Genomic DNA, 21,582 nt, shown 5'->3' with positions numbered 1-21,582 from the left:
TTTTCTTTGTTATCATGGCTGGAGTTCTACCGCCGTGATAATATTACTACTGACCAACAACAAAAGCTACTAATTGGTAGCGGAAATTTACCGATGAGTATTCTTCCCAGACTAAGCTTCAAGAACCAGGCCTTCAAATTGCGCGAAAGCGCCATTCTGGATGCGGCCACGGCCGTGCTCAGCCAGAAGGGCTACGACCTGATGACCATGGACGATGTGGCCGGCGCCGTCGGCATTTCCAAGCCCAGCCTGTACAAGCACTTCAAGTCCAAGGAGGAGCTGGTGGGCGAGGCGCTGATACGCCTGCTCGATGGCGCGCTTGATTACGTGGCGGCGCTTGACCCGTCGCACGGCCCCATGCAGAAACTGTCGTCCCTGCTGGAATGGGCATTGCGGGTGCGTCTCGAAGGCGGCCTGCCATTCCTGCCGTCGACCAGCCCGCACGTGCGCGAGATGTTGATCCGCAATGTGAAGTACATGCTGCGCATCATGAAACTGAACCGGCAACTGGAGGCCCTGGTGAAGCAGGCGCAGCAGGACGGACTGCTGAGCCGCGACCTGCCGACCGACGTCATCTTGTACAGCTACTATGCGCGCACCTGCGATCCGGCGGTCGAATACCTGCAGAAATACAGCAAGATGGCGAGCGACGATATCGTGCGCCACATGCTGAAGGTGACGTTTGAAGGCTTCCATTGAAGCGGGCGCTGCCCGGTGAGGCCGACTCCGTCCGGACAGCTTGGTTAACACGACGTGCAGCGTAAATAGCGTCAGCGCAGGAAACTTTATCCATGAATTTGCACGCAGAAGCGGGCCAGGCGCAGCCACGGCTGGCCACAATCGACGTTAACGAGGTACCGGGCGCGCCCGGCATTGCGCATGCCGGCGCCATGCACGGCACCGATGTCCGCGAGTACGAGGCACTGCTGCAGTTCCTGTACATGGCGCCCGCCGGTCTGGTGCAACTGGGTGCCGATGGCGCCATATCCATGCTCAATCCGCTGGCGGCCGAGTTGCTCATGCCGTTGAGTCAGGATGGCGGGCCAAGCAATTTGTTCGATGTGCTGGCGTTGGTGGCGCCCGATCTGAAATTGCTTTGTCGCAACTTTCATGCCCCGCACGGGCAAATCTGCGATGCTGTACGGCTCTATTTGCATGCCGATGGTACCGCCAGAGGACCGCAAGTGCTGTCGCTGAGCATGCTGAAGCTCGACGCCTGCCGCCTGATGGCCGTGCTCAACGATATCACCGCGCAGGACCGGCGCGAGCGGCAGCTGCGCAATGCGGATGCCTGGCTGAATGCGATCATGACCAATATCACCAACTACGCCCTGGTCAGCATCGACCGGCGCGGCCGCATCGAGTCCTGGAACGACAGCATCGGCCGTGTCACCGGCTATGGACACGATATCAAGGGGCAGCCGTATGCGCTGTTCTATCCGGCCGGCGCGACCGCGCCGGCACAGCTGCTGGACCGCCTGCGCGAGACCGACGAGAACGGCTGGAGCCTCGATGAGGGCGTGCACCTGCGGGCCGATGGCAGCCAGTTCTGGGGCAGTTCCATGATCTCGCCGCTGCCTGGCCGCCCGGACGAGGAAGCCGCCTATTGCCTGATCATTCGCGATATCTCGGACAATCGCGACGCCAGTGACAGCTTGCGCAAGGCGGCGTATTGCGACCATCTGACGGGGCTGTCGAACCGGCGCGCCTTCTTCGAGGCCGCCGAGCTGGAGCTGATGCGGCGCAAGAAGGCCTTGCGGCCGGTGGCGCTGATCATGCTCGATGCGGATCACTTCAAGGCGATCAACGACCGCTATGGCCACCCGGCCGGCGATGCGGTGCTGTGCCAGCTGGCGGCAACGATGAAAGCTGTCTGCCGCCAGGTCGACGTGCTGGCGCGCATTGGCGGCGAGGAATTCGCCATCATCCTGCCGTCGGTCGGCCTGGCCGATGCCTTCGCCGTTGCCGAGCGCCTGCGCACCGAAGTGGAGCAGGTGCCGGTCATCTACGAACAGCATGCCATCGCCTGTACCATCAGCCTTGGCGTGGCGGTCATGGAAGAGGACATGTCCGGCTTCGAAGCATTGATCAAGCGGGCCGACCAGGCGATGTACGAGGCCAAGCACCAGGGACGCAACCGGACAAGGATCTATTCCTGAATACCGGGAATAATGTCCTGTCACTCCTTGGCGGAGCAGGCGAGGTCGCACAGCTGACCGCGCTGAAGGCCTGGAGCGATACGCGCCTCGGCACGCCGCTGGCCAGGCCAGCGGCGTGCCACCGTCAATCTTGCGCTGAACTCGATATTTACCATGGCTATTGCCTGCTCCCCCGTGCACGACGAGCAGGGATCGATCGCTGGCATGCATTGTGTCTGCGTCGATACCGCCAGCGAGGTATTGGCCGAGCGACACCGCGCGCAGGAAATCGATCGCATGCGCGGGTTGTTCCGCCAGGCCCCTGGCTGCACGGCGGTGGTGCGCGAACCCGGCCACGTCTTTGAAGTGGCCAACGATGCTTTCATGAACCTGATCGGCCAGCGCGACATGATACGATTTCGTGTATCAGCCCATCCGCAGCAGCCACGGCACCGTGTCTGGCGCCTTTATCCAGCGAAATGATGTCAGCGACGCCGTGCGCGCCACGCAAGCGTTGCGCGAAAGCGAGGATCGCCTGCGCCTGCTGGCCAACTCGATTCCGCAGATGGCCTGCGTTGCCTGCCCCAACGGCAGGCAGCTTGACGATCTGCTCGATGTTGCCCGCGTGTCGGGCATGGCGCAACGCCGCCAGGGCCTGGCCTGAAGGGCGATGTTCGTTCACACCGCAGGCGACAGGCCTGCTACCATTCGTGCGGCGGCGGTTTGCCCACCGGCACCCGGGCCAGCCGCCTGCATGATTGCCCCCAGACCCTAGATGGAATATAGAACATGGCATTGAAAAACTCCGTGCTGTCACGGCCCGCGATGAGCTCCGCCGTTACGATCACCTGCGCGCTGGGCCTGCTGTATTTTGGCCGCCCGGTGCTCGAACCGCTGGTGCTGGCGCTGATACTGAGCCTGGTGATTGCGCCGCTGATCCGCGTCTTCAACCGCTGGGGCCTGGGCTTTTTCACGTCGACCGTGGTGTCGCTGCTGCTGGTGGGCGCCTCGATTGCGGCCGTCGGCGCCGTGCTGGCGCTGCAACTGGTGTCCGTGACCAAGGACTTGCCGCATTACCGCGCCGCCATCCACGGCAAGATCGAGCGCATCCAGGAGCTGACCGAACGCCCGTTCGCGCGCCTGGCGGCCGAATTGAACGCCGTCTCGCCGCTATCCAAAGGCAGCAGCCATACGGCCAGCGCCGGCCTGCCGCGCAATGCGACGCAAGCGATACCGGTGGAAATCCGCACGCCGGCGCCGGCCGCGCGCGATACGGTGGCGCGCTTTATCTCCGTGATCTCGGGGCCAGTCGGCGAAGCCGGGCTGGTGTTTGTGCTGCTGGTGTTTATTTTGCTTGAGCACGAGTCGCTGCGCGAACGCGTGGTACGCCTGGCCGGGCAGGGCGATGTCAGCCGCACCATGCGCACCCTGGTGCATGCGGCCGAGGGCGTGTCGCGGTTTTTCTTTTCGCAGTTCATCGTCAATATCATTTTCGCGCTGACCGTCTCGCTGGGACTGTGGCTGCTGCATGTGCCGCATGCCCTGCTGTGGGGTTCGCTCAGCGGCCTGCTGCGCTTCGTGCCCTACGTGGGCGCGCTGGTGGCCGGCCTGGCCATTACCCTGTTCGTCGCCGCCATCGATCCGGGCTGGACCCTGGCTTTGTGGTGCATGGCGATGTTTGCCGTGCTGGAAATCATCGTCGCCAATATCATCGAACCGAAAGTGTACGGTCACAGTTCCGGCCTGTCGCCACTGGCCGTGATCGTCTCGGCGCTGTTCTGGGGCACCCTGTGGGGCCCGGCCGGCCTGCTTATTTCCACGCCGCTGACCTTGTGCCTGGTGGTGGCCGGGCGCCATATCCGCGCGCTCGAAGCGATCACCGTCCTGTTTGCCGACACGCCCGGCGTGAGCGAAGCGGAGCGTTTTTACCATCGCGTGCTGGCCGGCAGTTCCACCGCCGTCATCGAGCACGCCCAGGCCTATCTGCGCCGCAGCAGTTTCGCCCGCTATTGCGACCATGTGCTGCTGCCGGGCCTCGACCTGGCGGTCGATGACCGCGCGCTGGGCCTGATCGACCAGGCCCAGCAGGATCGCATCCGCAGCACCGTCATCGCCCTGGCCGACACGCTGGCGCGCTACTCGGGCGACAGCCGCTACGGCATGTGGCGCCGGCGCAAGATGTCGCTGGCCGACGCCAATATCGGCGCCCACCTGCGCCATGCGCGCGAGGCGCGCCTGGGCACTTTCCAGGGTTCGCTGGACGTGCCCCTGCATTCGGTGATCCTGTGTGCCGGCTTTGCCAACGAACGCGACGAGTTCCTGACCGAACTGCTGGTGCTGGCGCTGCGCGAAGTATGCGACGACGTGCGCAGCACCGTGCTCGACCGGCCACGGCCGGAACCGGTGGCCGACAAGGGCGGCCTGATCGGCACCGCTTTCATCATGTATCCGGAGCCGGCGGACCTCGAGCAGTGGCGCGTGCTGGTGGCCGACATGCGCAGCCACCTGCCCGACGCCACCCTGGTCACCATTCGCCACAGCAATATCGTGGCGCTGCCGCACCAGGCCGCGGTCGAGCAGTCGGTCGATATCGTGCTGCGCTCGTTCGAGGAAGGGCTGGCGTTCGTCACGCCGGAAAAAGCCGGCGCGGCCAAGCGCTGATTGGACCGCCGCATGCACCACGCCAACAAGGCGACCAGGGCGACCGCCATGGGGCTGGTCGCCATTGTGCTATGGAGCTCGCTGGTCGGCCTGATCCGCAGCGTCAGCACGCACCTGGGCCCGACCGGCGGTGCCGCCATGGTCTACAGCATGGCCTCGGTGTTGCTGCTGCTGTCGGCCGGCTGGGTCAGGCTGGCCGACTTTCCTCGCCGCTACCTGGTCTGGGGCAGCCTGCTGTTTGTCAGCTATGAGCTGTGCCTGGCGCTGTCGATCGGCTACGCCCACACCGACCGGCAGGCCATCGAAGTGGGCATGGTCAATTATCTTTGGCCCAGCTTTACCATCGTCGCGGCCATCGTCTTCAACCGGCAAAAGGCCAATTTTCTGATACTGCCCGGCTTTGTGCTGTCGGTCGCCGGCATCTGCCTGGTGCTGGGCGGCGAGCACGGGTTTGACGCGGCCGGCATGCTGGTCAATGTGCGCGACAATCCATTGAGTTACGGCCTGGCGTTTGCCGGCGCGCTGATCTGGGCCGCCTATTGCACCGTGACGGCGCGCATCGCCGGCGGCAAGAACGGCGTGACCCTGTTTTTCATGTTGGTATCGGTCAGCCTGTGGATCAAATACCTGCTGGGCGGCGGCGGCCCGATGGTATTGACCACCGGGGCCGTCGTCTACCTGCTGCTGGCCGCCGCCGCCATGGGCCTGGGCTACGGCGCCTGGAACGTCGGCATTTTGCACGGCAACGTCACCATCCTGGCCGGCGCCTCGTATTTCACGCCGGTGCTGTCGGCGGCATTGTCGACCATGTTGCTGCGCGCGCCCTTGTCAAACGCGTTCTGGCAGGGCGCGGCCATGGTGTGCGGCGGGGCTGTCTTGTGCTGGCTGGCGACGCGGGCGCGGCGCGGTAGCGCAGTGACCGGCTAAGGGGTATTGCTCGATAGAAAAAGTGTGGCGCGATCGCCATCAACAAGTTTTGCTCTCCTATTATATGTCTTATATAAGACTGCTTGAGGTATAATGCAGTTCGAGACAGGCGGCCAGGCGGCCGCCGCTTCTGCAAACCACCTTGATCGAGAGTATTTCATGCTAGCTGCTTATCGCAATCACGTCGCCGAACGCGCCGCCCTTGGTATTCCTCCGCTGCCGCTGTCGGCGGCCCAGACCACGGACCTGATCGAACTGCTGTTGAACCCGCCAGCCGGCGAAGAGGCATTCCTGGTCGACCTGATCACCCACCGCGTGCCGGCCGGCGTCGATGATGCGGCCAAGGTCAAATGCGCCTTCCTGGCCAGCGTTGCCAAGGGCACGGAAACATCGCCACTGGTGTCGCGCGAGCTGGCGACCCGGCTGCTGGGCACCATGCTGGGCGGCTTCAATATCAAGCCGATGATCGACCTGCTCGACGACCCGGTGGTTGGCGCGGTGGCGGCCGAAGGCCTGAAGAAAACCCTGCTGATGTTCGACTACTTCCACGACGTCAAGGAACTGGCCGACAAGGGCAGCGCGCGCGCCACCGAAGTGGTGCAGTCGTGGGCCGACGCCGAGTGGTTCACCTCGCGTCCGGAAGTACCTGAAAGCCTGACCATTACCGTGTTCAAGGTCACCGGCGAAACCAATACCGATGACCTGTCGCCGGCGCCGGACGCCACCACGCGCCCGGACATTCCGCTGCACGCGCTGGCCATGCTGAAAAACCCGCGTCCGGGCATCAACCCGGAAGAGCCGGGCAAGATCGGCCCCCTGACGCAGCTCGAAGCGCTGAAAGCCAAGGGCCACCTGGTGGCCTACGTGGGCGACGTGGTCGGCACCGGTTCCTCGCGCAAATCGGCCACCAACTCGGTGCTGTGGTTTACCGGCGAAGATATTCCGTTCATTCCGAACAAGCGCTTCGGCGGCGTCTGCCTGGGCACCAAGATTGCCCCGATCTTCTACAACACCATGGAAGACGCCGGCGCACTGCCGATCGAACTCGATGTCACGCAAATGGACATGGGCGACGTGGTCGAACTGCGTCCCTATGAAGGCAAGGCGCTGAAAAACGGCCAGGTCATCGCCGAATTCACGGTCAAGTCCGACGTGCTGTTTGACGAAGTGCGCGCCGGTGGCCGCATTCCCCTGATCATCGGCCGTGGCCTGACCGCCAAGGCGCGCGAATCGCTGGGCCTGGGCCCGTCGTCGCTGTTCCGCCTGCCGCAAAACCCGGCCGACAGCGGCCGTGGCTACTCGCTGGCGCAAAAAATGGTCGGCCGCGCCTGCGGCCTGCCGGAAGGCACCGGCATTCGTCCGGGCACCTACTGCGAACCGAAGATGACCACCGTCGGCTCGCAGGACACGACCGGCCCGATGACCCGCGACGAGCTGAAAGACCTGGCCTGCCTGGGCTTCTCGGCCGACCTGGTGATGCAGTCGTTCTGCCACACCGCCGCCTACCCGAAAGTGGTGGACGTCAAGATGCACCGCGAACTGCCGACCTTTATTGAAAACCGTGGCGGCGTCGCCCTGCGTCCGGGCGACGGCGTGATCCACTCATGGCTGAATCGCCTCTTGATGCCGGACACCGTCGGCACCGGCGGCGACTCGCACACCCGTTTCCCGATCGGCATTTCGTTCCCGGCCGGTTCCGGCCTGGTGGCGTTTGCCGCCGCCACCGGCGTGATGCCGCTCGATATGCCGGAATCGGTGCTGGTGCGCTTCAAGGGCACCATGCAGCCTGGCGTGACCCTGCGCGACCTGGTCAACGCGATTCCGCTGTACGCGATTCGCCAGGGCATGCTGACGGTCGACAAAAAGGGCAAGAAGAACATCTTCTCGGGCCGCATCCTGGAAATCGAAGGCCTGCCGGACCTGAAGGTCGAGCAAGCATTTGAATTGTCCGACGCCTCGGCCGAACGCTCGGCCGCCGGCTGCACCGTGCATCTGGATAAAGCGCCGATCATCGAGTACATGACCTCGAACATCACCCTGATGAAGTGGATGATCGCCAACGGCTACCTCGACCAGCGTACCCTGGAGCGCCGCATCCGCGCCATGGAAGCCTGGCTGGCCAACCCGGAGCTGCTGGCGCCGGACGCCGATGCCGAATACGCCGCCGTGATCGAGATCGACCTGGCCGACATCCACGAGCCTATCGTGGCCTGCCCGAACGACCCGGACGACGTGAAAACCCTGGCCGAAGTGGCTGGCGCCAAGATCGACGACGTGTTTGTCGGTTCGTGCATGACCAATATCGGCCACTTCCGCGCCGCCTCGAAGGTGTTGGAAAACAAGACCGACATTCCGGTGCGCCTGTGGATCGCGCCGCCGACCAAGATGGACCAGCAGGTGCTGACGTCCGAGGGCCATTACGGCAGCCTGGGCCGCACCGGCGCGCGCATGGAAATGCCGGGCTGTTCGCTGTGCATGGGCAACCAGGCGCAGATCCGCAAGGGCGCCACCGTGATGTCGACCTCGACCCGCAACTTCCCGAACCGCCTCGGCATCGAGACCAATGTCTACCTGGGCTCGGCCGAACTGGCCGCCGTGTGTTCGCTGCTGGGCCGCATTCCGACCCGCGCGGAATACATGTCGCATATCGGCGTGATCGCCGACAATGCCGCCGAGATCTACCGCTACATGAACTTCGACAAGATCGAAGAGTTCCGTTCGGTGGCCGATACGGTGCAAGTGCCGGCGTAAGGCTGAGTGAATGAAGCGACCCCGGCAAGCTGGCAACGGCTTGCCGGGGTTTTTTTTGATCAGAGCGTTGCAGATCGAGGCTGCCTGCCGGCGGCTTTCCTGTTGTTTTCAGCAAAGCCGATACACAATGACAGCAGCAAGGCAGCAGCGGCGCATCCTGCGGCGAGCCAGAGATTGGCGGACAAGCCCAGTCTGTCCACGGTCTGGCCACCGGCCCATGCCCCGAGCGCGATGCCTACATTGAAAACACCCACATACAGCGCGGCGACGATCTCCACGGCCTGTGGCGCCGCCTTCATCATCAATGTCATCAGGCCCACCGAGACGCCACCGTAGGCCAGTCCCCAGGCCAGCAACGCTATACCGCCGCCGGTGCCGGAGTCGCCGATCGCCAGGAACAGCAGCGGCGTGAGCAGCAGGCCAGCCGAAATGGCGATGATGGTTGGCGCCGTGCGCCGCACCGCGACGACACCCGCCAGGAAGTTGCCAGCGATGCCCGCGACGCCATACAGAAACAGCAATGCGCCCAGCCATTGCGCCTCGAATCCCGACACTGACAGCAACAGCGGGCGCACGAAGGTAAACCCCATGAAATGGCTCATCACCAGCAACAAGGTCAGAAGCAGCCCCGCCTGCAATTGCCGGTTGCCCAGTTGTGTGCCAAATTGGCGCCAGCTCACCGAACCTGCGGCGGGCACGGCCGGCACGACGGCCAGATGCAGCGCCAGCACCAGGCCGCTGAACAGTGCCATGACGCCGAAGGCCCAGCGCCATCCTGCAAGGTCGCCGATCTGTGCGCCCAGCGGCACGCCCAGCACGGAAGCGGCCGCCACGCCACCGAAAATCATCGATGTGGCCAGGCCGATCGAGGCGGCAGGAACCAGACGGGAGGCCAGGCCGCCGGCAATGGCCCAGATGCCGCCCATGCAAAAACCGACGAGCACACGTGCCGCCAGCATCCACACCATGTTCTGCGCCAATGCCGAGGCCAGGTTGGCCATCATCAGCAACCCCAGCAAACCACACAGGATCTTGCGCCGGTCCATGCTGCCCGACGCGATCACCACGAAGGGTGCGAACAACGCCGCCAGCAGGGCGGGCAGCGAGATCATCAGGCCGGCGGTTCCGGTCGAGGTATCCAGCGTGCCGGCAATCGGTGTCAACAGGCCGACAGGCAGCATTTCCGTCGTCACGACCGAGAAGGTGGCCATGGCGACAGCGATAACCGCCAGCCACGGATGGCGGAAAGGGGGAGGGGATGTGGCGTAGGGATGTGTATTCATGGTGCAGGTCCTTGATGGGATAAGCAGATAGGCGGCGTCGCCTGACCGTTGAAAAATCACTGCGGCTTGGCCAGCCAAAACCTCTGAAGCAGTACACGGCAGGCAACTTCTGTCATGCCGTCTCTGGCATGCTGCACTTGCAATTGAGATACGCCGCCGCGATAATACATACAGTGCGTATGAATAAATTGTATATTCATACGCGATGAATGTAAACAATCATACGTTGTGTATGTAAGGAGAAAGCAATGGTTCGCCGCACCCGTGCCGAAATGGAAGAAACCCGTGCATCGTTGCTGGCAACTGCCCGCAAAGTGTTCAGCGAGCGCGGTTATGCCGACACATCAATGGATGAGCTCACCGCGCAGGCAGGATTGACGCGTGGTGCGCTGTATCACCACTTCGGTGACAAGAGGGGCTTGCTGATCGCGGTGGTAGAACAGATCGATGCGGAAATGGACGACCGCCTGCAAACCATCTCAGACCGCGCCGAAGATCCGTGGGAAGGCTTTCGCAGCCGCTGCCGTGCCTATCTGGAAATGGCCCTGGAGCCGGAAATTCAGCGCATCGTTTTACGCGATGCCAGGGCGGTCCTGGGGGGCGCCACACCGGACTCGCAGCGCCATTGCGTCGCATCGATGCAGGCGATGATCCAGGATCTGATTCATCAAGGCATCGTGGCCGACGCCAGCCCACAGGCGCTGGCGTCGCTGATTTACGGCAGCCTCGCAGAAGCGGCGTTCTGGATCGCGGACGGTGACGAAGGCCCGGAGCGATTGATCAAGGGACTTGTCGCGCTGGAGTTGCTGTTGCGCGGACTGCTGCTTGAACGGTAACTTGCTCGCCTGCACTGCCGCCGCGCCGCCCGCGTCCATCACCATGGACTTGCTTTCGTCGTCGCGATTTCATCGGTCGGCCACCAGCGCCTTCTGCCCCATCGCCAGCGCCGCGCCAACAAACAGCAGCACGCTTGAAGCGACCAGGCCACGCTCCAGTCCCGCCGGGCCATCGGCGATCCAGCCGACCAGCACCGGGCCGGCGATCTGGCCGAAGGCGAACACGGCGGTAAAAGCGCTGATGCCGGCTGGCCACGATTCGGGCGGCAGGTTGTGCCGTACCAGCGCGGTGGTGGAGGCCACTACCGACAGGAACACGGCGCCGAATACCAGGCCGGACAGGAAGATGAGCGGCGCGGCGCTGGTCAGCGCCGGTATCAGGGTGGCCACGCCCAGCAGGGCATTGAGGATGGCCAGCGACTGGCCGCCCTTGTTGCGGTCCAGCATGCGGGCCCAGATGCGCGAGGAGGCCACCACGGCCAGGCCCAGCAAGGTATAAAACGCGGTGATCAGGTGCGGCGACATGCCTTGCTGCCTGAGCAGGGCGACGACGAAGGTCATGTAGCCGATATAGCCGGCGCCGAACATGAAGTAGGCGGCCAGGCCACAGGCAAAGTCCTTGCTGGCAAAGCGCTGCGCCTGGCCCTGCATCAAGCGCGCCTCGCCGATGCTTTTTGCCGGCAGGGCCATCAGGGCGGTGGCCAGCAGGCAGGCGGCGCCCAGCGCCAGCCAGGCCAATTGCCAGCCGTGCGGCGTGCCGTGTTGCTGGGCCGACGATAGCGCGGCCGGCACCAGCAGGGCCGACAGGGCGATACCAAAACCCGTGCCGCCGTAGTACAGGCCGATGATAAAACCGGCCCGTTCGCCTTGCAGCGAGCCAAGCCGGGCGGCCAACACGCCGCCGGCGACAAACACAAAGGCGCTGGCCGCGCCGGCGCACACGCGCTGCAGGAACAGGGCGGTGGTGTCGCTGACAAAACCGGACAGCAGCATGAAGATGCTGGCCAGCACGCTGCCGGCGATCAGCAGGCGCCAGGTGCCCATGCGGCGCAGCAGGGCGGGCGTGGCCAGGGCGCCAAGGAAATAGCCGAGCGCATTGCAGGTGTTCATGGCGCCGGCCAGCAGGTAGGACCAGCCCAGGTCGTCGCGCATGGGCGGCAGCAGCAGGCCATAGGAAAAGCGCGACAGGCCCAGCGCCACGGCGGCGCCCAGTGACAGGGCCAGCGCGGTGGCCAGCGGATGCGCGATGGCGGGAGAGGGTGTGCTCATGCTACCGAGTGTAACGAATCGGTCTGCTTGGAGCGTACTTTGGTTAGCCGGCGCCGGCAGTCAGCGGCCGGCGCCGTCAAACTGACGCACTCTTGCCACACTGGCTATGCCGTCTGGCCCAGTGCCGTCAGGTGGGCCAGGGTATCGGCCGCGTTCATGGTCTTGGCCAGCGAGACGGCCGTCATGCCGCGGCTGTCGACGGCGTCGATGCGGGCGCCATGCTTCAGCAGCAACTCAAGAATGGCCAGGCGGTTGAACATGGCCGCCATCATCAGCGGCGTCTTGCCGTCGGGGCTGCCGCCTTCGACACTGGCGCCATGCCGCAGCAGCAACTCGGCGATCTCCAGGTAGCCCTTGTAGGCCACGCCGGCCAGCGGCGTCTGGCCCTGGTCGTTGGGCACGTTGGCGTCGGCGCCCGCTTCGAGCAGCAGGCGCGACGTTTCCAGGTGGCCATGGTAGGTAGCCAGCATGATCAGGCTGTCGCCTTTTTCATTGCGGAAGTTGACCGGCACGCCCTTGGCGACCAGCGCGCCCAGTTGCTCCGTATCGCCTTCGCGCACGAGAGCGAACAGGCCGCGGATGAATTCCAGCGTTTCCGCATCCATTGCGGGTTTGGTTGGTGTGTCGGCGTTCATGTTTTCTTTCGGCAAGGTTTGGTGCGCGCAGTTTACTATGGACAAGGCGTATGGGCACGGCGCGGCCGCCGTGCCGCTGCTTGTCGCTTATTTGACCACGCCGCAGGCCATGCGCGCGCCGCCGCCACCGAGTTTTTCAGGGTGGTCGCTGTGATTGTCGCCGCCCACATGCACCATCAGCGCGTGGCCCTTGAAGTCGGCGGCTTTCAGGCGCGGCGCCAGCACCGGGTAGGTGGCCGTGCCATCGGCGGCCACGTAAATGGCGGGCAGGTCGCCCTGGTGGCCGGAATCGTCATACGGCCCCTTGTGTACGGCGGTCCTGGCCGGGTCCCAGTGGCCGCCGGCGGCGCCGGCCGGGGTCGGCTTGCCGTCCGTCACGCTGGCGTCGCAGGATGGTTTTTCATGCAGATGAAAACCGTGCGTGCCGGCGGGCAATCCCTTCAGGTCGGGCGTCAGCAGGGCGCCGTATTTGGTCTGCGCAATGCTGATCGTGCCGGCCGTTTGTTCCACGCCGTTGGGACCGACGATCGATAATTCCACGGTTTGTGCGTGCGCCAGTTGCGCGCCGAGCAGCAAGGCGGCTGTGAACAAGATTTTCATGTTTTTCTCCCGAACTTGAATGGTTGACCAGATGGCAGATGCTGCCGTGATTGTCGCACTTCGTGCTGATGAGGCGCGTTCGGCAGATAACAGAGTACTGTAAGTTTTGTCCCACGCCCAGGCGCGAAGCGTACTGATGTGCGTGGAAACCTTTCATCCTGATAATGCATGCATACCGGCCACCGGACAACTCAATCCCGCCAGGCCCCATCTTTTTCAAGGTACGTTCATGCACAGCTTACTTTCGACAGCACCTCAGGCCGCCTCACGCGCACAGGAGCTGCGCCTGCCCAATGCACACGACATCTACGACACCCTGGGCGCGCCAGCCAATGCGGCCATGGCGCGCGCCACGGCGCGCAACTATCTGCAGCAGCAACTGCAGGCCGCCGAGGCTTTGCCGAACGTGCTGCCCGAACGCCCGGAAGACCTGTTGAACTGGTCGCGCAGCAGTGCCGAGCAGGTCGGCGTGCAATACCAGGCCTACCTGGCCGAACGAAAGAATGGCGCGCCGCGACGCTTTTTCATGAGCAAGGCGCACGCCCTGTATTTCCTGCGCGCCGCCGCGCCGACCAAGCTGGTCGACGGCTCCTGGCTGTACAGCGCCTTGCAGCAATGGCAGCACCAGCGTTTCCGCGCGCTGATCCAGATCTACCTGGAAGAGCTGGGCGATGGCGTGGAAGAAAAAAACCATGTGGTGCTGTATCAGAAGTTGCTCGCCAGCCATGGCTGCGACGACTGGGAGGAGCTGGACGACGCCTATTTCGTGCAGGGCGCCATCCAGCTGAGCCTGGCGCACGACAATGGCAATTTTTTGCCTGAAATCATAGGCTTCAACCTGGGCTACGAGCAGTTGCCGCTGCATCTGCTGATCACCGCGTACGAGCTCAATGAGCTGGGCATCGACCCGTATTACTTTACCTTGCATGTGACGGTCGACAATGGCTCGACCGGCCATGCGCGCAAGGCCACCGATGCGGTACTGCAATTGATGCCACGCTTCGGCGATAGCGCGGCTTTCTACCGCCGCGTGCGCAATGGCTTTCGCCTCAATGACCTGGGCGCCGGCACCATGGACATCATCGCCGGCTTCGACCTGCAGCAGGAGCTGGTGCGCATCCTGTGCGAGAAAAGCGTGGCCGGCAAGAACATGCATTCGGACTACTGCCGCATCGGCGGCAAAAGCATCAACGACTGGCTCGGCGACAAAGCCCAGGTGCCGGCCCTGCTGGAAAAACTGACCAGCACCGGCTGGATACAGCGCGGCGCACCGGTCGAGGACAGCCGCTTCTGGCGTTTGATCCAGAGCGAACGGGCGGAAATGTTCGGCGTCTTCAGCCCCTACGAGCAGCAGGTGCTGCGCGACTGGATCGAGTCACCACTGGACGATACCGGCATCGCCGCGCCGCGCATCATGTCGCACCGCGCCGCCATGCGCGCCATCGATAACCTGTCCGAAGGCCAGCCGCGCACGACGCATGGCACGCGCGGCGTGTTCCGCCGCCATATGGGTTTGCAGCAAACGCAAGAGCCGACCTTCGACGCCGACCTGCGCGAACTGGAACACAAGGTGGCCCAGCAGGGCAGCAAGGGTTCGGCGATGGATATATTGATACCGCTGATGTCGCCGGCCAACCACCATAGCGCTGCGGGCTTGATGGCCACCAGGCTGTACAGGCAGTTGCTGGCATAGCGTGGCCGCAGGCTGCCAATGTCAGGCCAACCCTGGCATCTGTTTCATGCGCCGTTGGCCGCCTGCGTGCGCCGGCTCACGCCAGGCGTCTGGCCGGTGATGCGTTTGTAGGCGCGGCTGAAGGCGGCCTGTGAGGCATAGCCAAGCCGCTGGGCCACGGTCTCGACCGGCAGCCGGCCCTGGCCCAGCCACTGGCTGGCCAGGTGCATGCGCAGCTCGGTGGCGTAGCGCAGCGGCGGCGTGCCGATGGTTGCCTGGAAGCGTTCGGCGAACACGGAGCGCGAGCTGTGGCATTCAAGGGCCAGCTCTTCCACCGTCCAATTGCGGCCCGGTTGCCGGTGCAGCGCCAGGATGGCGCGCGCCAGGCGCGGGTCGCGCAGCGCCGCCACCAGGCCGGAGGCATTATCGCAACCACATTCGACCCAGCCGCGCACGATCATGGCGGCCGCCACTTCGGCCAGGCGTGCCAGGATGCCGGCAAAGCCGACCCTTCCTGAACAGACTTCGCTTTTCATGGCGCCGAGAATCGCCGCCAGGCCAGGGTAGCGTTGCCCCGCCACGTCGGTCACCATCACCGCGGACATCAATGGCCCCAGGCCCTGCATGCCGCCGAGATCGAACTCCATGCAGCCGTAAAACAGGATGGTGCCCGGTGTCATGCCGAGGCTGGGGCAGGCGTCGACGGCGTCCACCTTGTCGCCCAGCGGCGAGGCCTGATAGCTGTCGATGTCGATGGCCGGCGTGTCGGCCCGTGACAAAAGCTGATGCGCGCCGCCATGCGGCATCAGCACGGCGTTGCCTGCCGCCAGCGCATGCAGCGTGCCATCGCTGGTGCGCAGCACAGCCGAGCCGACCGCCAGGAAGTAAAAATACGCATGCCCCGGCCTGGCCTCGAAGTTCAGGCCAAACTCGGCGCCGGCCTGCACCCGGCGGTACTGCACGCCGCGCAGGCGCATGTCGGTCAGCAGGGCGCTGATCAGGTCCGAAGACAGGGCGAACACATCGGCTTGTGTCATTTTCGGGGTTTCGGTCAAAAAATGCAGGGTTTCCATCATAGACCATCCGATTCCGCGCGTCTACAGTGGACTTCTTGTTGAAACCATGAGGAAGCATGCAATGAGCGATAGTATTTGTGATGTGACACCCGGCGCCAGTCCACGTAACGCCGCTGCCGACACCGCACCGGCGGCGCCGGCCTGGATGGCGGTGTTTTCGCTGACGATGGGTGTATTCGGCTTGCTGACGGCGGAATACCTGCCGGCCAGCCTGCTCACGCCGATGGCCGCCGACATGCGGGTGTCCGAAGCGATGGCCGGGCAGGCCGTGACGATGACGGCGGTGGTGGCGCTGTTTGCCGGCTTGCTGGTGCCGCGCCTGACGCGGCGCTTTGACCGGCGCGCCGTGCTGCTGGCTTTTTCCACCTTGATGATCGCGTCGAACCTGCTGGTGGCGGTGTCGTCCAGCCTGGGCGTGCTGCTCTTGATGCGCATGTTGCTCGGTGTCGCGCTGGGCGGTTTCTGGAGCATGGCGGCGGCGGTGGCGATGCGGCTGGTACCCGCCGCGCTGCTGCCGCGCGCGCTGGCGATCATTTTCAGCGGCATCGCCGTGGGAACCGTGGTGGCGGTGCCGCTCGGCAGCTATCTTGGCGGCCTGTATGGCTGGCGCAGCGCTTTCCTTGCCGCCAGCGCGATCGGCGTGCTCACCCTGGTATTCCAGTGGCTGGCCTTGCCGCGGCTGCCGGCTCGCCACACGGCCCGGCCTGGCACGGTCATGGCGCTGCTGCGCCGTCCCGGCATCGCGGTGGGCATGCTGGGCTGCGTGCTGGCGCACACCGGGCACTTCGCCCTGTTTACCTATATCCGGCCGTTCCTGGAAACCACCGCTGGTATCGGACCTGACACGCTGGCCCTGATGCTGCTGGGTTTTGGCCTGGCGAATTTTGCCGGCACCTTGCTGGCCGGGCAACTGATGCAACGCAGCCTGCGCCTGACCCTGGTGCTGATGCCGGCACTGGTGGGGGTTGCCGCGCTGGCGCTGGTGCTGCTGCCGGCCTCGCTGGCCGGGCAGGCCTTGCTGACGGCGATCTGGGGCCTGGCGTTTGGCGGCGTGCCGGTGGCCTGGTCGAACTGGGTGGCGCGCTCTCTGCCGGACCAGGCCGAAAGCGCCGGCGGCATGGTGGTGGCGTCGGTGCAGTCGGCCATTGCGGCGGGCGCGGCCGCCGGGGGCTTGATGTTCGGCGTCAGCGGCATCGACGGCGTCTTCATGGCCGCTGGCGCCTTGATGCTGCTGGCGGCGCTGCTGATCGCGCTGCGCGTCAGGGTGCCCGCCGCGCAGGCTGGTGCTGGAGCGGGCACGGCGCTGCATCTTTGACCGACGCTGCAGGGCAGGGGTGGTTCAAACCTTGCCTGGCGCCGCGATCGAACTGAGCAGCTTTCGCACCGCGCCATGCGCCATGACGATTTCCGGCGCGTCGTGCAGCAGCGCGTTGTATTTGGCCTGGAATTCCTTGTCGCCGTCTTCCGACGGGCCGATCAGCGCTTCGAGCGCGCGGCGGTAGGCCAGGGCCACGGCTGGTGTCACCGGTTCGGGCTCGTCCAGGCGCTCGTCCATCTGCGCCATCAGGCCGGACAATTTCTGCAGCCAGGCGAAATGCGGGTGGTTGGTGACCAGCTGCAGCAGTTCCAGTGGGCTGCCGACGGCGCCGAAGTATTGCGTTTCGATGTGGATCAGGTGTTTGTGCAGGTCGCGCAGGGCGCGCGCCAGGGCGATCAGGCGGGCGCGTTCGGCCAGGTCGTTGTCTTGAGAGGTCATGCGTGGCTCCATGGGTGGCGATGCCTTCAGTGTAGCGGCAATTGCCGCTTTTCGGCCCTGTCTTTGGGCCAGCGGCATCACCAGAACTGGTCTTCTGGCAGGCGGAAAACATGGGGCGGCGCGCTAGCATGGCCCTATTTATGCATTGCTCATGAACAAAAGCCGCGTGGAAGCATTTACCGATGGGGTGGTGGCCATTGCGATCACCATCATGGTACTGGCGCTGAAGGTGCCGGCCGGCCCGCACTGGACCGAGGTGCTGGAGATGGCGCCGGTGCTGTGCGCCTATCTGCTCAGCTTTGTGTATGTCGGCATTTACTGGGTCAACCACCATCACGTGCTGCAGCTGGCGCGCCAGGTCAACGGGCGCATACTGTGGACCAATCTGCATTTGCTGTTCTGGCTGTCGCTGGTGCCGCTGGTCACGGCCTGGGCCGGCAATTACCCGTTGACGCCGGCGCCGATGGCCTTGTACGGCGTGGTGCTCCTGATGTGCGCGATCGCCTTTCGCATGCTGGTACGCGCGCTGGTGGCCAACGAGGGGCCCGATTCGCCGCTGGCGCAGGCGCTGGGCCATAGCCGCAAGAAGGAATTGTCGATCGCGCTGTACCTGGCGGCGATCGCCTTGTCGCTGTGGTATGCGCCGGCCGGCGCCGCCATCTACCTGGCCGTGGCGATATTGTGGCTGATACCGCAGCGCCGGAAGGAAACCCCGCAATGAACAATTTTTCAAGGAGAACAGCATGACCCAGTCTTGCCAGCATCTGCACGATATCCACACGCGCGGCGCCAATTCGGACGGCTGCGAGGAATGCCTGAAAATGGGCGACGAATGGGTGCACCTGCGCGTGTGCATGGTGTGCGGCCACGTCGGCTGCTGCGATGATTCGAAGAACAAGCACGCCACCAGGCATTTTCATGCGACCAGGCACCCGATCATCCGCTCGAAGGAGCCGGGCGAAACCTGGGGCTGGTGCTATGTCGACGAATTGTTCTACGATCCGATCTGACTGGTCTGGCTGGTCCAGTCCTTCAATTTGACGCCCAGCATGTCGAACAGGTCGAACTTGGCGGGAAACTTGTTATTGTTGGTGATGTCGGCGATCGAGCCCTTGGTCGGTCCGGCGTCGCCAGCCGAGTGGTTGAAATAATTGAAGTCCAGCTTGATCTTTTCCTGCAGGTCGCTGGCGTAGTTTGCGGGATAGGTGGCTTGCTCCAGCGGTGGCAGGCCGTTGAAGTGTTCCAGCACGGCGCCGAAGAATTTCGTCATCTTGCCGGTGCTGTTATATTCCTGCATGGCCTGGCTGACCACCTGCTGGCGCCAGGCCGATTCTTCCCGATAGGCCTGGGTGGCGGCGGCGCGCCGTTCATTGATGGTGAATGTGCCGCTTTCGTCATGCGAAATGGTCGACAGCTGCTCGCGCGACAGTCCGGCAAACGGGTTGGCCCCCTTGCTGTTGACAAACTCGTTGGCCGCCGTGGCCGATTTGGCCGAGGCCTTGTCGTCCGGCTGCGGCAGCTGCGCCGCTGCGGCCGTCTTGTGCGCCGTGTCGAGTTCGTAGAAGACTTTTCTATCGTCAGCAATCAATTGGTCCTGCAGCGCCTTGTGATCAAGTCCCTTCAGGCGCTCGCTGGTATGCTCGGCCGCCGCCGACAGCCTGCCAGCCAGGGTCGAGATGGAAACGCCATCCGCAACCGCGCCAACCGCCGCGCCAGCCACGGTTTTCTGTGGCCTGGCGTCCGGGGTTTCCGCTTTGCTGACGTTTACCTGACGCAGGGTGCTTGCCGCCGACGATATGCTGACCATGTTGTTCTCCTGATTAATGTACAAAAAGGATAACACAAGGCAAGATCTTGAGGCTGATGGCGGCCTGCGCAGCCATCAGCCCTCTGGCGCTTACTGTGCCTTGCCGCTCTGCGCGGCCAGGTGCTCGCCGATAAACCAGCTTTGCAGTTCATTGCTGCGCACCACCTGGCTGACAATCAGGTCGTTGCTGCCGTCGTCGCCCATCTCGGCGGCGGCGCGCGCCAGCGGACGCGCTTCGAGCAAAATCGTTTCATGTGCGTCCAGCAGGCGCGACAGCTGCGCCAGCGCCGATTCGCGGCCGCGCGGGGCGCGCGCGATCGACGATTCGTCGACCACGTCCTGCGCCAGCGCGAACGTCACGCCGCCCAGGGTCTGCACGCGCTCGGCGATGGCGTCCATGATCAGCACCTGTTCGCCGTAGTGCTTGTCGAACAGCAGGTGCAGCTGGTGGAAGGTGGCGCCCGAAGTCTGCCAGTGGGCTTTTTTGTAGGCGTCGCGGATCGCCATGGTATGGGCCAGCAGGCGGTTCAGCGCGTGCACGCCTTGAGCGCGCACTTCGGCCGACAGGCCGATGCGGACATTGGCCAGGGAACCGAAGTCTTGCAGAATATCTGGTGAGGTGCTCATGATGTGCTTTCCAAAGTAGGTGAAAGAGAGGCCGGGTTGTGTCGCCCCCGTGCCGGGCGTGAAGCTGTTGCGTTGAAAAAATCGGAGTTCAAGGCCATGCTGGCGGCCGGACGTGTCGAACACGACTATCGGCACCCCTGTCAGGCCAGTTGCAGCATGCCGCGCCGGCTGGCCAGCATCACGGCTTCGGTGCGGCTGGCCGCGTCCAGCTTGGCGAGGATGTTATTGATATGGAATTTCACCGTGCCCACGCCGATGCCGGCCACCCTGGCGATCAGCTTGTTGCTCATGCCGGTCGCCAAGTGCGCCAGGATCTCGTGTTCCCGCGTCGACAGATCGCTGCCGTGCACGCGCCCGGCCAGCTTGGCCGACAGGCCCGGCGCCAGGTATTTTCTGCCGGCCAGCACGCAGGCGATACAGTCGAGCAACTCGGCGAACGGCGCGTTCTTCAGCAGGTAGCCGCTGGCGCCGGCCTGCATGGCGCGGTGCACCACCTCGTCGCCCTCGTGGGCGCTGAGGATGATGATGCGCGCTTGCGGGTGCTGCTGGCGGATGCGCCGCGTCGCCTCGACGCCGCCGCAGCCCGGCATGCTCATGTCCATCAGCAGCACGGCGGGGCGCAGTCGCTGATACAGCTCGATCGCCTGCTCGCCGTCCGCCGCCTGTCCCAGCAGGACGAAGCTGCCGGTCGACTGCAGCAGGGACGCCATGCCGGCGCGGATCAAGGGGTGGTCGTCGGCGATCACGATGGTGGTCAGGGTGGTGGTCGATTCGGTATGCATGATGGAGTCCGCCAGGTTGGGTTCGATGAGGTCATTGTGCGAAATGGCCGCGCGCTTGCCTAGTCATACGTGGGTATAGGACCAGGTTTGTCTTAAACCTTGGTATGGGGTGGCATACCTAGGTGTGATTTTCCTGGATCGGCAACTTGCCTATAGTGGCCGGCATCGGCAGGTGAACTCCTTGCCGCGACCACTACCGTGAGGAAGAAATGATGCCGATTAATCTGTTGCAGCGGCTGCCGCGTCCGCGCCGCCGTGGCGCCGAATGGCTGGTGCTGGCCGGGGTGCTCCTGATGAGCGCACTGATGGTGGGATACTTTATCTGGAGCGAGCGGCGCTTGCTGATCGCTTCCGACATCGAACGCATGCGCATGCAGACCCTGATCATCGATGAAAACCTGCAGCACCAGTTCGAAGGCGTGCGCAATGCGCTCGACAGCGCGCGGCGCGCCTTTCATCCGGGCAGCGGCTGCACGGCGGATTGCCGGCGCGTGCTGCTGCAGTCACTCAAGCGCGCCATGCCCGGCGTGCGGGCGCTGCTGGTGGCCGACCGGCGCGGCCATATCGTATTGTCCGATGATGACCTGCGCGACGCGCGCCTTGACGACCGCCAATACACGCGCCAGGTGGCCAGCATGCGCTCGCCCGACACCCTGTATTTGTCGCAGCCCTACGAGAACACGCCGGGTGTGTTCAATCTCAAGGCGCACCCGATCCGCTGTTCCTGCGCCACCAGCAAAGCGGGCGCATGCTGACCGTGCT

At 64.2% G+C, this 21,582-nt stretch carries 22 protein-coding genes; 13 read left to right on the top strand and 9 right to left on the bottom strand.

The annotated features are described in order from the left end of the window. Window positions 1-93: 93 nt before the first annotated feature. The 7 genes from ASR47_RS19895 (at window position 94) to acnB (ending at window position 8,477) form a co-directional block, all read left to right on the top strand. Window positions 94-699: a TetR/AcrR family transcriptional regulator gene (locus ASR47_RS19895; RefSeq protein WP_065309508.1), complete on the top strand. Its 606-nt coding sequence runs from the start codon at window positions 94-96 to the stop codon at window positions 697-699. A 92-nt stretch (window positions 700-791) separates the two neighbouring features. After that, window positions 792-2,159 (top strand): sensor domain-containing diguanylate cyclase, encoded by a 1,368-nt coding sequence (locus ASR47_RS19890; RefSeq protein WP_245714419.1) that lies wholly within the window; start codon window positions 792-794, stop codon window positions 2,157-2,159. A 153-nt stretch (window positions 2,160-2,312) separates the two neighbouring features. Next, window positions 2,313-2,621, top strand: coding sequence for a hypothetical protein (locus ASR47_RS27150; RefSeq protein WP_150127883.1), 309 nt, complete (start codon window positions 2,313-2,315; stop codon window positions 2,619-2,621). After that, entirely contained in the window at window positions 2,593-2,802 is a 210-nt protein-coding gene (locus tag ASR47_RS19885) for a hypothetical protein (RefSeq protein WP_171898999.1), read from the top strand. The genes ASR47_RS27150 and ASR47_RS19885 overlap by 29 nt, the downstream gene beginning before the upstream one ends. Window positions 2,803-2,927: 125 nt before the next feature. Next, complete coding sequence (locus tag ASR47_RS19880) at window positions 2,928-4,799, top strand: AI-2E family transporter (RefSeq protein WP_065309506.1); 1,872 nt, start codon at window positions 2,928-2,930, stop codon at window positions 4,797-4,799. Between the two features lie 12 nt (window positions 4,800-4,811). Further along, window positions 4,812-5,726, top strand: a complete 915-nt coding sequence (gene yddG / locus ASR47_RS19875; RefSeq protein ID WP_065309597.1) for an aromatic amino acid DMT transporter YddG — start codon at window positions 4,812-4,814, stop codon at window positions 5,724-5,726. A gap of 159 nt (window positions 5,727-5,885) precedes the next feature. After that, entirely contained in the window at window positions 5,886-8,477 is a 2,592-nt protein-coding gene (gene acnB / locus ASR47_RS19870; protein ID WP_065309505.1) for a bifunctional aconitate hydratase 2/2-methylisocitrate dehydratase, read from the top strand. Window positions 8,478-8,536: 59 nt separating this feature from the next. Here the strand turns inward: acnB and ASR47_RS19865 are convergent, their stop codons facing one another. After that, complete coding sequence (locus tag ASR47_RS19865) at window positions 8,537-9,688, bottom strand: MFS transporter (protein ID WP_217270596.1); 1,152 nt, start codon at window positions 9,686-9,688, stop codon at window positions 8,537-8,539. Window positions 9,689-10,008: 320 nt separating this feature from the next. On the opposite strand from ASR47_RS19865, the gene ASR47_RS19860 reads away from it, so the two are divergent. Beyond that, the gene (locus tag ASR47_RS19860) at window positions 10,009-10,596 is read left to right on the top strand and encodes a TetR/AcrR family transcriptional regulator (RefSeq protein WP_065309503.1); all 588 of its coding nucleotides are present in this window, start codon (window positions 10,009-10,011) and stop codon (window positions 10,594-10,596) included. Between the two features lie 69 nt (window positions 10,597-10,665). On the opposite strand, the gene ASR47_RS19855 is transcribed toward ASR47_RS19860, so the two are convergent. The 3 genes from ASR47_RS19855 to sodC form a co-directional block, all read right to left on the bottom strand. Then, the gene (locus ASR47_RS19855; protein WP_065309502.1) at window positions 10,666-11,865 is read right to left on the bottom strand and encodes a YbfB/YjiJ family MFS transporter; all 1,200 of its coding nucleotides are present in this window, start codon (window positions 11,863-11,865) and stop codon (window positions 10,666-10,668) included. 104 nt (window positions 11,866-11,969) lie between these two features. Beyond that, window positions 11,970-12,500: an ankyrin repeat domain-containing protein gene (locus ASR47_RS19850; RefSeq protein WP_065309501.1), complete on the bottom strand. Its 531-nt coding sequence runs from the start codon at window positions 12,498-12,500 to the stop codon at window positions 11,970-11,972. Window positions 12,501-12,587: 87 nt separating this feature from the next. Continuing rightward, the gene (gene sodC / locus ASR47_RS19845) at window positions 12,588-13,100 is read right to left on the bottom strand and encodes a superoxide dismutase family protein (protein WP_065309500.1); all 513 of its coding nucleotides are present in this window, start codon (window positions 13,098-13,100) and stop codon (window positions 12,588-12,590) included. 229 nt (window positions 13,101-13,329) lie between these two features. Between sodC and ASR47_RS19840 the strand changes: the two genes are divergently transcribed. Beyond that, entirely contained in the window at window positions 13,330-14,793 is a 1,464-nt protein-coding gene (locus ASR47_RS19840; RefSeq protein WP_065309499.1) for an iron-containing redox enzyme family protein, read from the top strand. Between the two features lie 44 nt (window positions 14,794-14,837). On the opposite strand, the gene ASR47_RS19835 is transcribed toward ASR47_RS19840, so the two are convergent. Continuing rightward, on the bottom strand, window positions 14,838-15,848 hold the full coding sequence (locus tag ASR47_RS19835; RefSeq protein WP_065309498.1) for an AraC family transcriptional regulator: 1,011 nt from the start codon (window positions 15,846-15,848) through the stop codon (window positions 14,838-14,840). 61 nt (window positions 15,849-15,909) lie between these two features. Between ASR47_RS19835 and ASR47_RS19830 the strand changes: the two genes are divergently transcribed. Then, window positions 15,910-17,163 carry an MFS transporter gene (locus tag ASR47_RS19830; RefSeq protein WP_065309497.1) on the top strand — a complete coding sequence of 418 codons (1,254 nt, stop codon included), beginning with the start codon at window positions 15,910-15,912 and terminating at the stop codon, window positions 17,161-17,163. Window positions 17,164-17,187: 24 nt separating this feature from the next. Here ASR47_RS19830 and ASR47_RS19825 read toward each other — a convergent pair whose 3' ends face one another. Continuing rightward, window positions 17,188-17,604, bottom strand: a complete 417-nt coding sequence (locus tag ASR47_RS19825; protein ID WP_065309496.1) for a hypothetical protein — start codon at window positions 17,602-17,604, stop codon at window positions 17,188-17,190. Window positions 17,605-17,755: 151 nt separating this feature from the next. Between ASR47_RS19825 and ASR47_RS19820 the strand changes: the two genes are divergently transcribed. Together ASR47_RS19820 and ASR47_RS19815 are read left to right on the top strand one after the other, a co-directional pair. After that, window positions 17,756-18,325 (top strand): TMEM175 family protein, encoded by a 570-nt coding sequence (locus tag ASR47_RS19820; RefSeq protein WP_065309495.1) that lies wholly within the window; start codon window positions 17,756-17,758, stop codon window positions 18,323-18,325. A gap of 22 nt (window positions 18,326-18,347) precedes the next feature. After that, a complete protein-coding gene (locus tag ASR47_RS19815) occupies window positions 18,348-18,614 on the top strand; it encodes a UBP-type zinc finger domain-containing protein (RefSeq protein ID WP_065309494.1) in 267 nt (88 codons plus the stop codon). Here the strand turns inward: ASR47_RS19815 and ASR47_RS19810 are convergent. The 3 genes from ASR47_RS19810 to ASR47_RS19800 all read right to left on the bottom strand — a co-directional run bounded on the left by ASR47_RS19810 (window position 18,599) and on the right by ASR47_RS19800 (window position 20,820). Then, window positions 18,599-19,411, bottom strand: coding sequence for a hypothetical protein (locus ASR47_RS19810; protein ID WP_065309493.1), 813 nt, complete (start codon window positions 19,409-19,411; stop codon window positions 18,599-18,601). The two genes, ASR47_RS19815 and ASR47_RS19810, sit on opposite strands and share 16 nt — an antisense overlap. Before the next feature lie 90 nt (window positions 19,412-19,501). Next, a complete protein-coding gene (locus ASR47_RS19805) occupies window positions 19,502-20,038 on the bottom strand; it encodes a Dps family protein (RefSeq protein WP_065309492.1) in 537 nt (178 codons plus the stop codon). 140 nt (window positions 20,039-20,178) lie between these two features. Beyond that, a complete protein-coding gene (locus ASR47_RS19800; protein ID WP_065309491.1) occupies window positions 20,179-20,820 on the bottom strand; it encodes a response regulator in 642 nt (213 codons plus the stop codon). Between the two features lie 209 nt (window positions 20,821-21,029). On the opposite strand from ASR47_RS19800, the gene ASR47_RS19795 reads away from it, so the two are divergent. Then, on the top strand, window positions 21,030-21,575 hold the full coding sequence (locus tag ASR47_RS19795) for a PDC sensor domain-containing protein (RefSeq protein ID WP_065309490.1): 546 nt from the start codon (window positions 21,030-21,032) through the stop codon (window positions 21,573-21,575). Window positions 21,576-21,582 lie beyond the last annotated feature (7 nt).

This window comes from Janthinobacterium psychrotolerans (assembly GCF_001677885.1).
Classification (GTDB): Bacteria; Pseudomonadota; Gammaproteobacteria; order Burkholderiales; family Burkholderiaceae_D; genus Janthinobacterium; species Janthinobacterium psychrotolerans.
This window is presented reverse-complemented; position numbering and strand designations above follow the sequence as displayed.

Bases quoted from the DNA above. Each gene is read 5' to 3' on its own strand.
- ASR47_RS19895 (WP_065309508.1), top strand. From the start codon at position 94: ATGAGTATTCTTCCCAGACTAAGCTTCAAGAACCAGGCCTTCAAATTG.
- ASR47_RS19890 (WP_245714419.1), top strand. From the start codon at position 792: ATGAATTTGCACGCAGAAGCGGGCCAGGCGCAGCCACGGCTGGCCACA.
- ASR47_RS27150 (WP_150127883.1), top strand. From the start codon at position 2,313: ATGGCTATTGCCTGCTCCCCCGTGCACGACGAGCAGGGATCGATCGCT.
- ASR47_RS19880 (WP_065309506.1), top strand. From the start codon at position 2,928: ATGGCATTGAAAAACTCCGTGCTGTCACGGCCCGCGATGAGCTCCGCC.
- yddG (WP_065309597.1), top strand. From the start codon at position 4,812: ATGCACCACGCCAACAAGGCGACCAGGGCGACCGCCATGGGGCTGGTC.
- acnB (WP_065309505.1), top strand. From the start codon at position 5,886: ATGCTAGCTGCTTATCGCAATCACGTCGCCGAACGCGCCGCCCTTGGT.
- ASR47_RS19865 (WP_217270596.1), bottom strand. From the start codon at position 9,688: ATGGCCACCTTCTCGGTCGTGACGACGGAAATGCTGCCTGTCGGCCTG.
- ASR47_RS19860 (WP_065309503.1), top strand. From the start codon at position 10,009: ATGGTTCGCCGCACCCGTGCCGAAATGGAAGAAACCCGTGCATCGTTG.
- ASR47_RS19855 (WP_065309502.1), bottom strand. From the start codon at position 11,865: ATGAGCACACCCTCTCCCGCCATCGCGCATCCGCTGGCCACCGCGCTG.
- ASR47_RS19850 (WP_065309501.1), bottom strand. From the start codon at position 12,500: ATGAACGCCGACACACCAACCAAACCCGCAATGGATGCGGAAACGCTG.
- sodC (WP_065309500.1), bottom strand. From the start codon at position 13,100: ATGAAAATCTTGTTCACAGCCGCCTTGCTGCTCGGCGCGCAACTGGCG.
- ASR47_RS19840 (WP_065309499.1), top strand. From the start codon at position 13,330: ATGCACAGCTTACTTTCGACAGCACCTCAGGCCGCCTCACGCGCACAG.
- ASR47_RS19835 (WP_065309498.1), bottom strand. From the start codon at position 15,848: ATGATGGAAACCCTGCATTTTTTGACCGAAACCCCGAAAATGACACAA.
- ASR47_RS19830 (WP_065309497.1), top strand. From the start codon at position 15,910: ATGAGCGATAGTATTTGTGATGTGACACCCGGCGCCAGTCCACGTAAC.
- ASR47_RS19825 (WP_065309496.1), bottom strand. From the start codon at position 17,604: ATGACCTCTCAAGACAACGACCTGGCCGAACGCGCCCGCCTGATCGCC.
- ASR47_RS19820 (WP_065309495.1), top strand. From the start codon at position 17,756: ATGAACAAAAGCCGCGTGGAAGCATTTACCGATGGGGTGGTGGCCATT.
- ASR47_RS19815 (WP_065309494.1), top strand. From the start codon at position 18,348: ATGACCCAGTCTTGCCAGCATCTGCACGATATCCACACGCGCGGCGCC.
- ASR47_RS19810 (WP_065309493.1), bottom strand. From the start codon at position 19,411: ATGGTCAGCATATCGTCGGCGGCAAGCACCCTGCGTCAGGTAAACGTC.
- ASR47_RS19805 (WP_065309492.1), bottom strand. From the start codon at position 20,038: ATGAGCACCTCACCAGATATTCTGCAAGACTTCGGTTCCCTGGCCAAT.
- ASR47_RS19800 (WP_065309491.1), bottom strand. From the start codon at position 20,820: ATGCATACCGAATCGACCACCACCCTGACCACCATCGTGATCGCCGAC.
- ASR47_RS19795 (WP_065309490.1), top strand. From the start codon at position 21,030: ATGATGCCGATTAATCTGTTGCAGCGGCTGCCGCGTCCGCGCCGCCGT.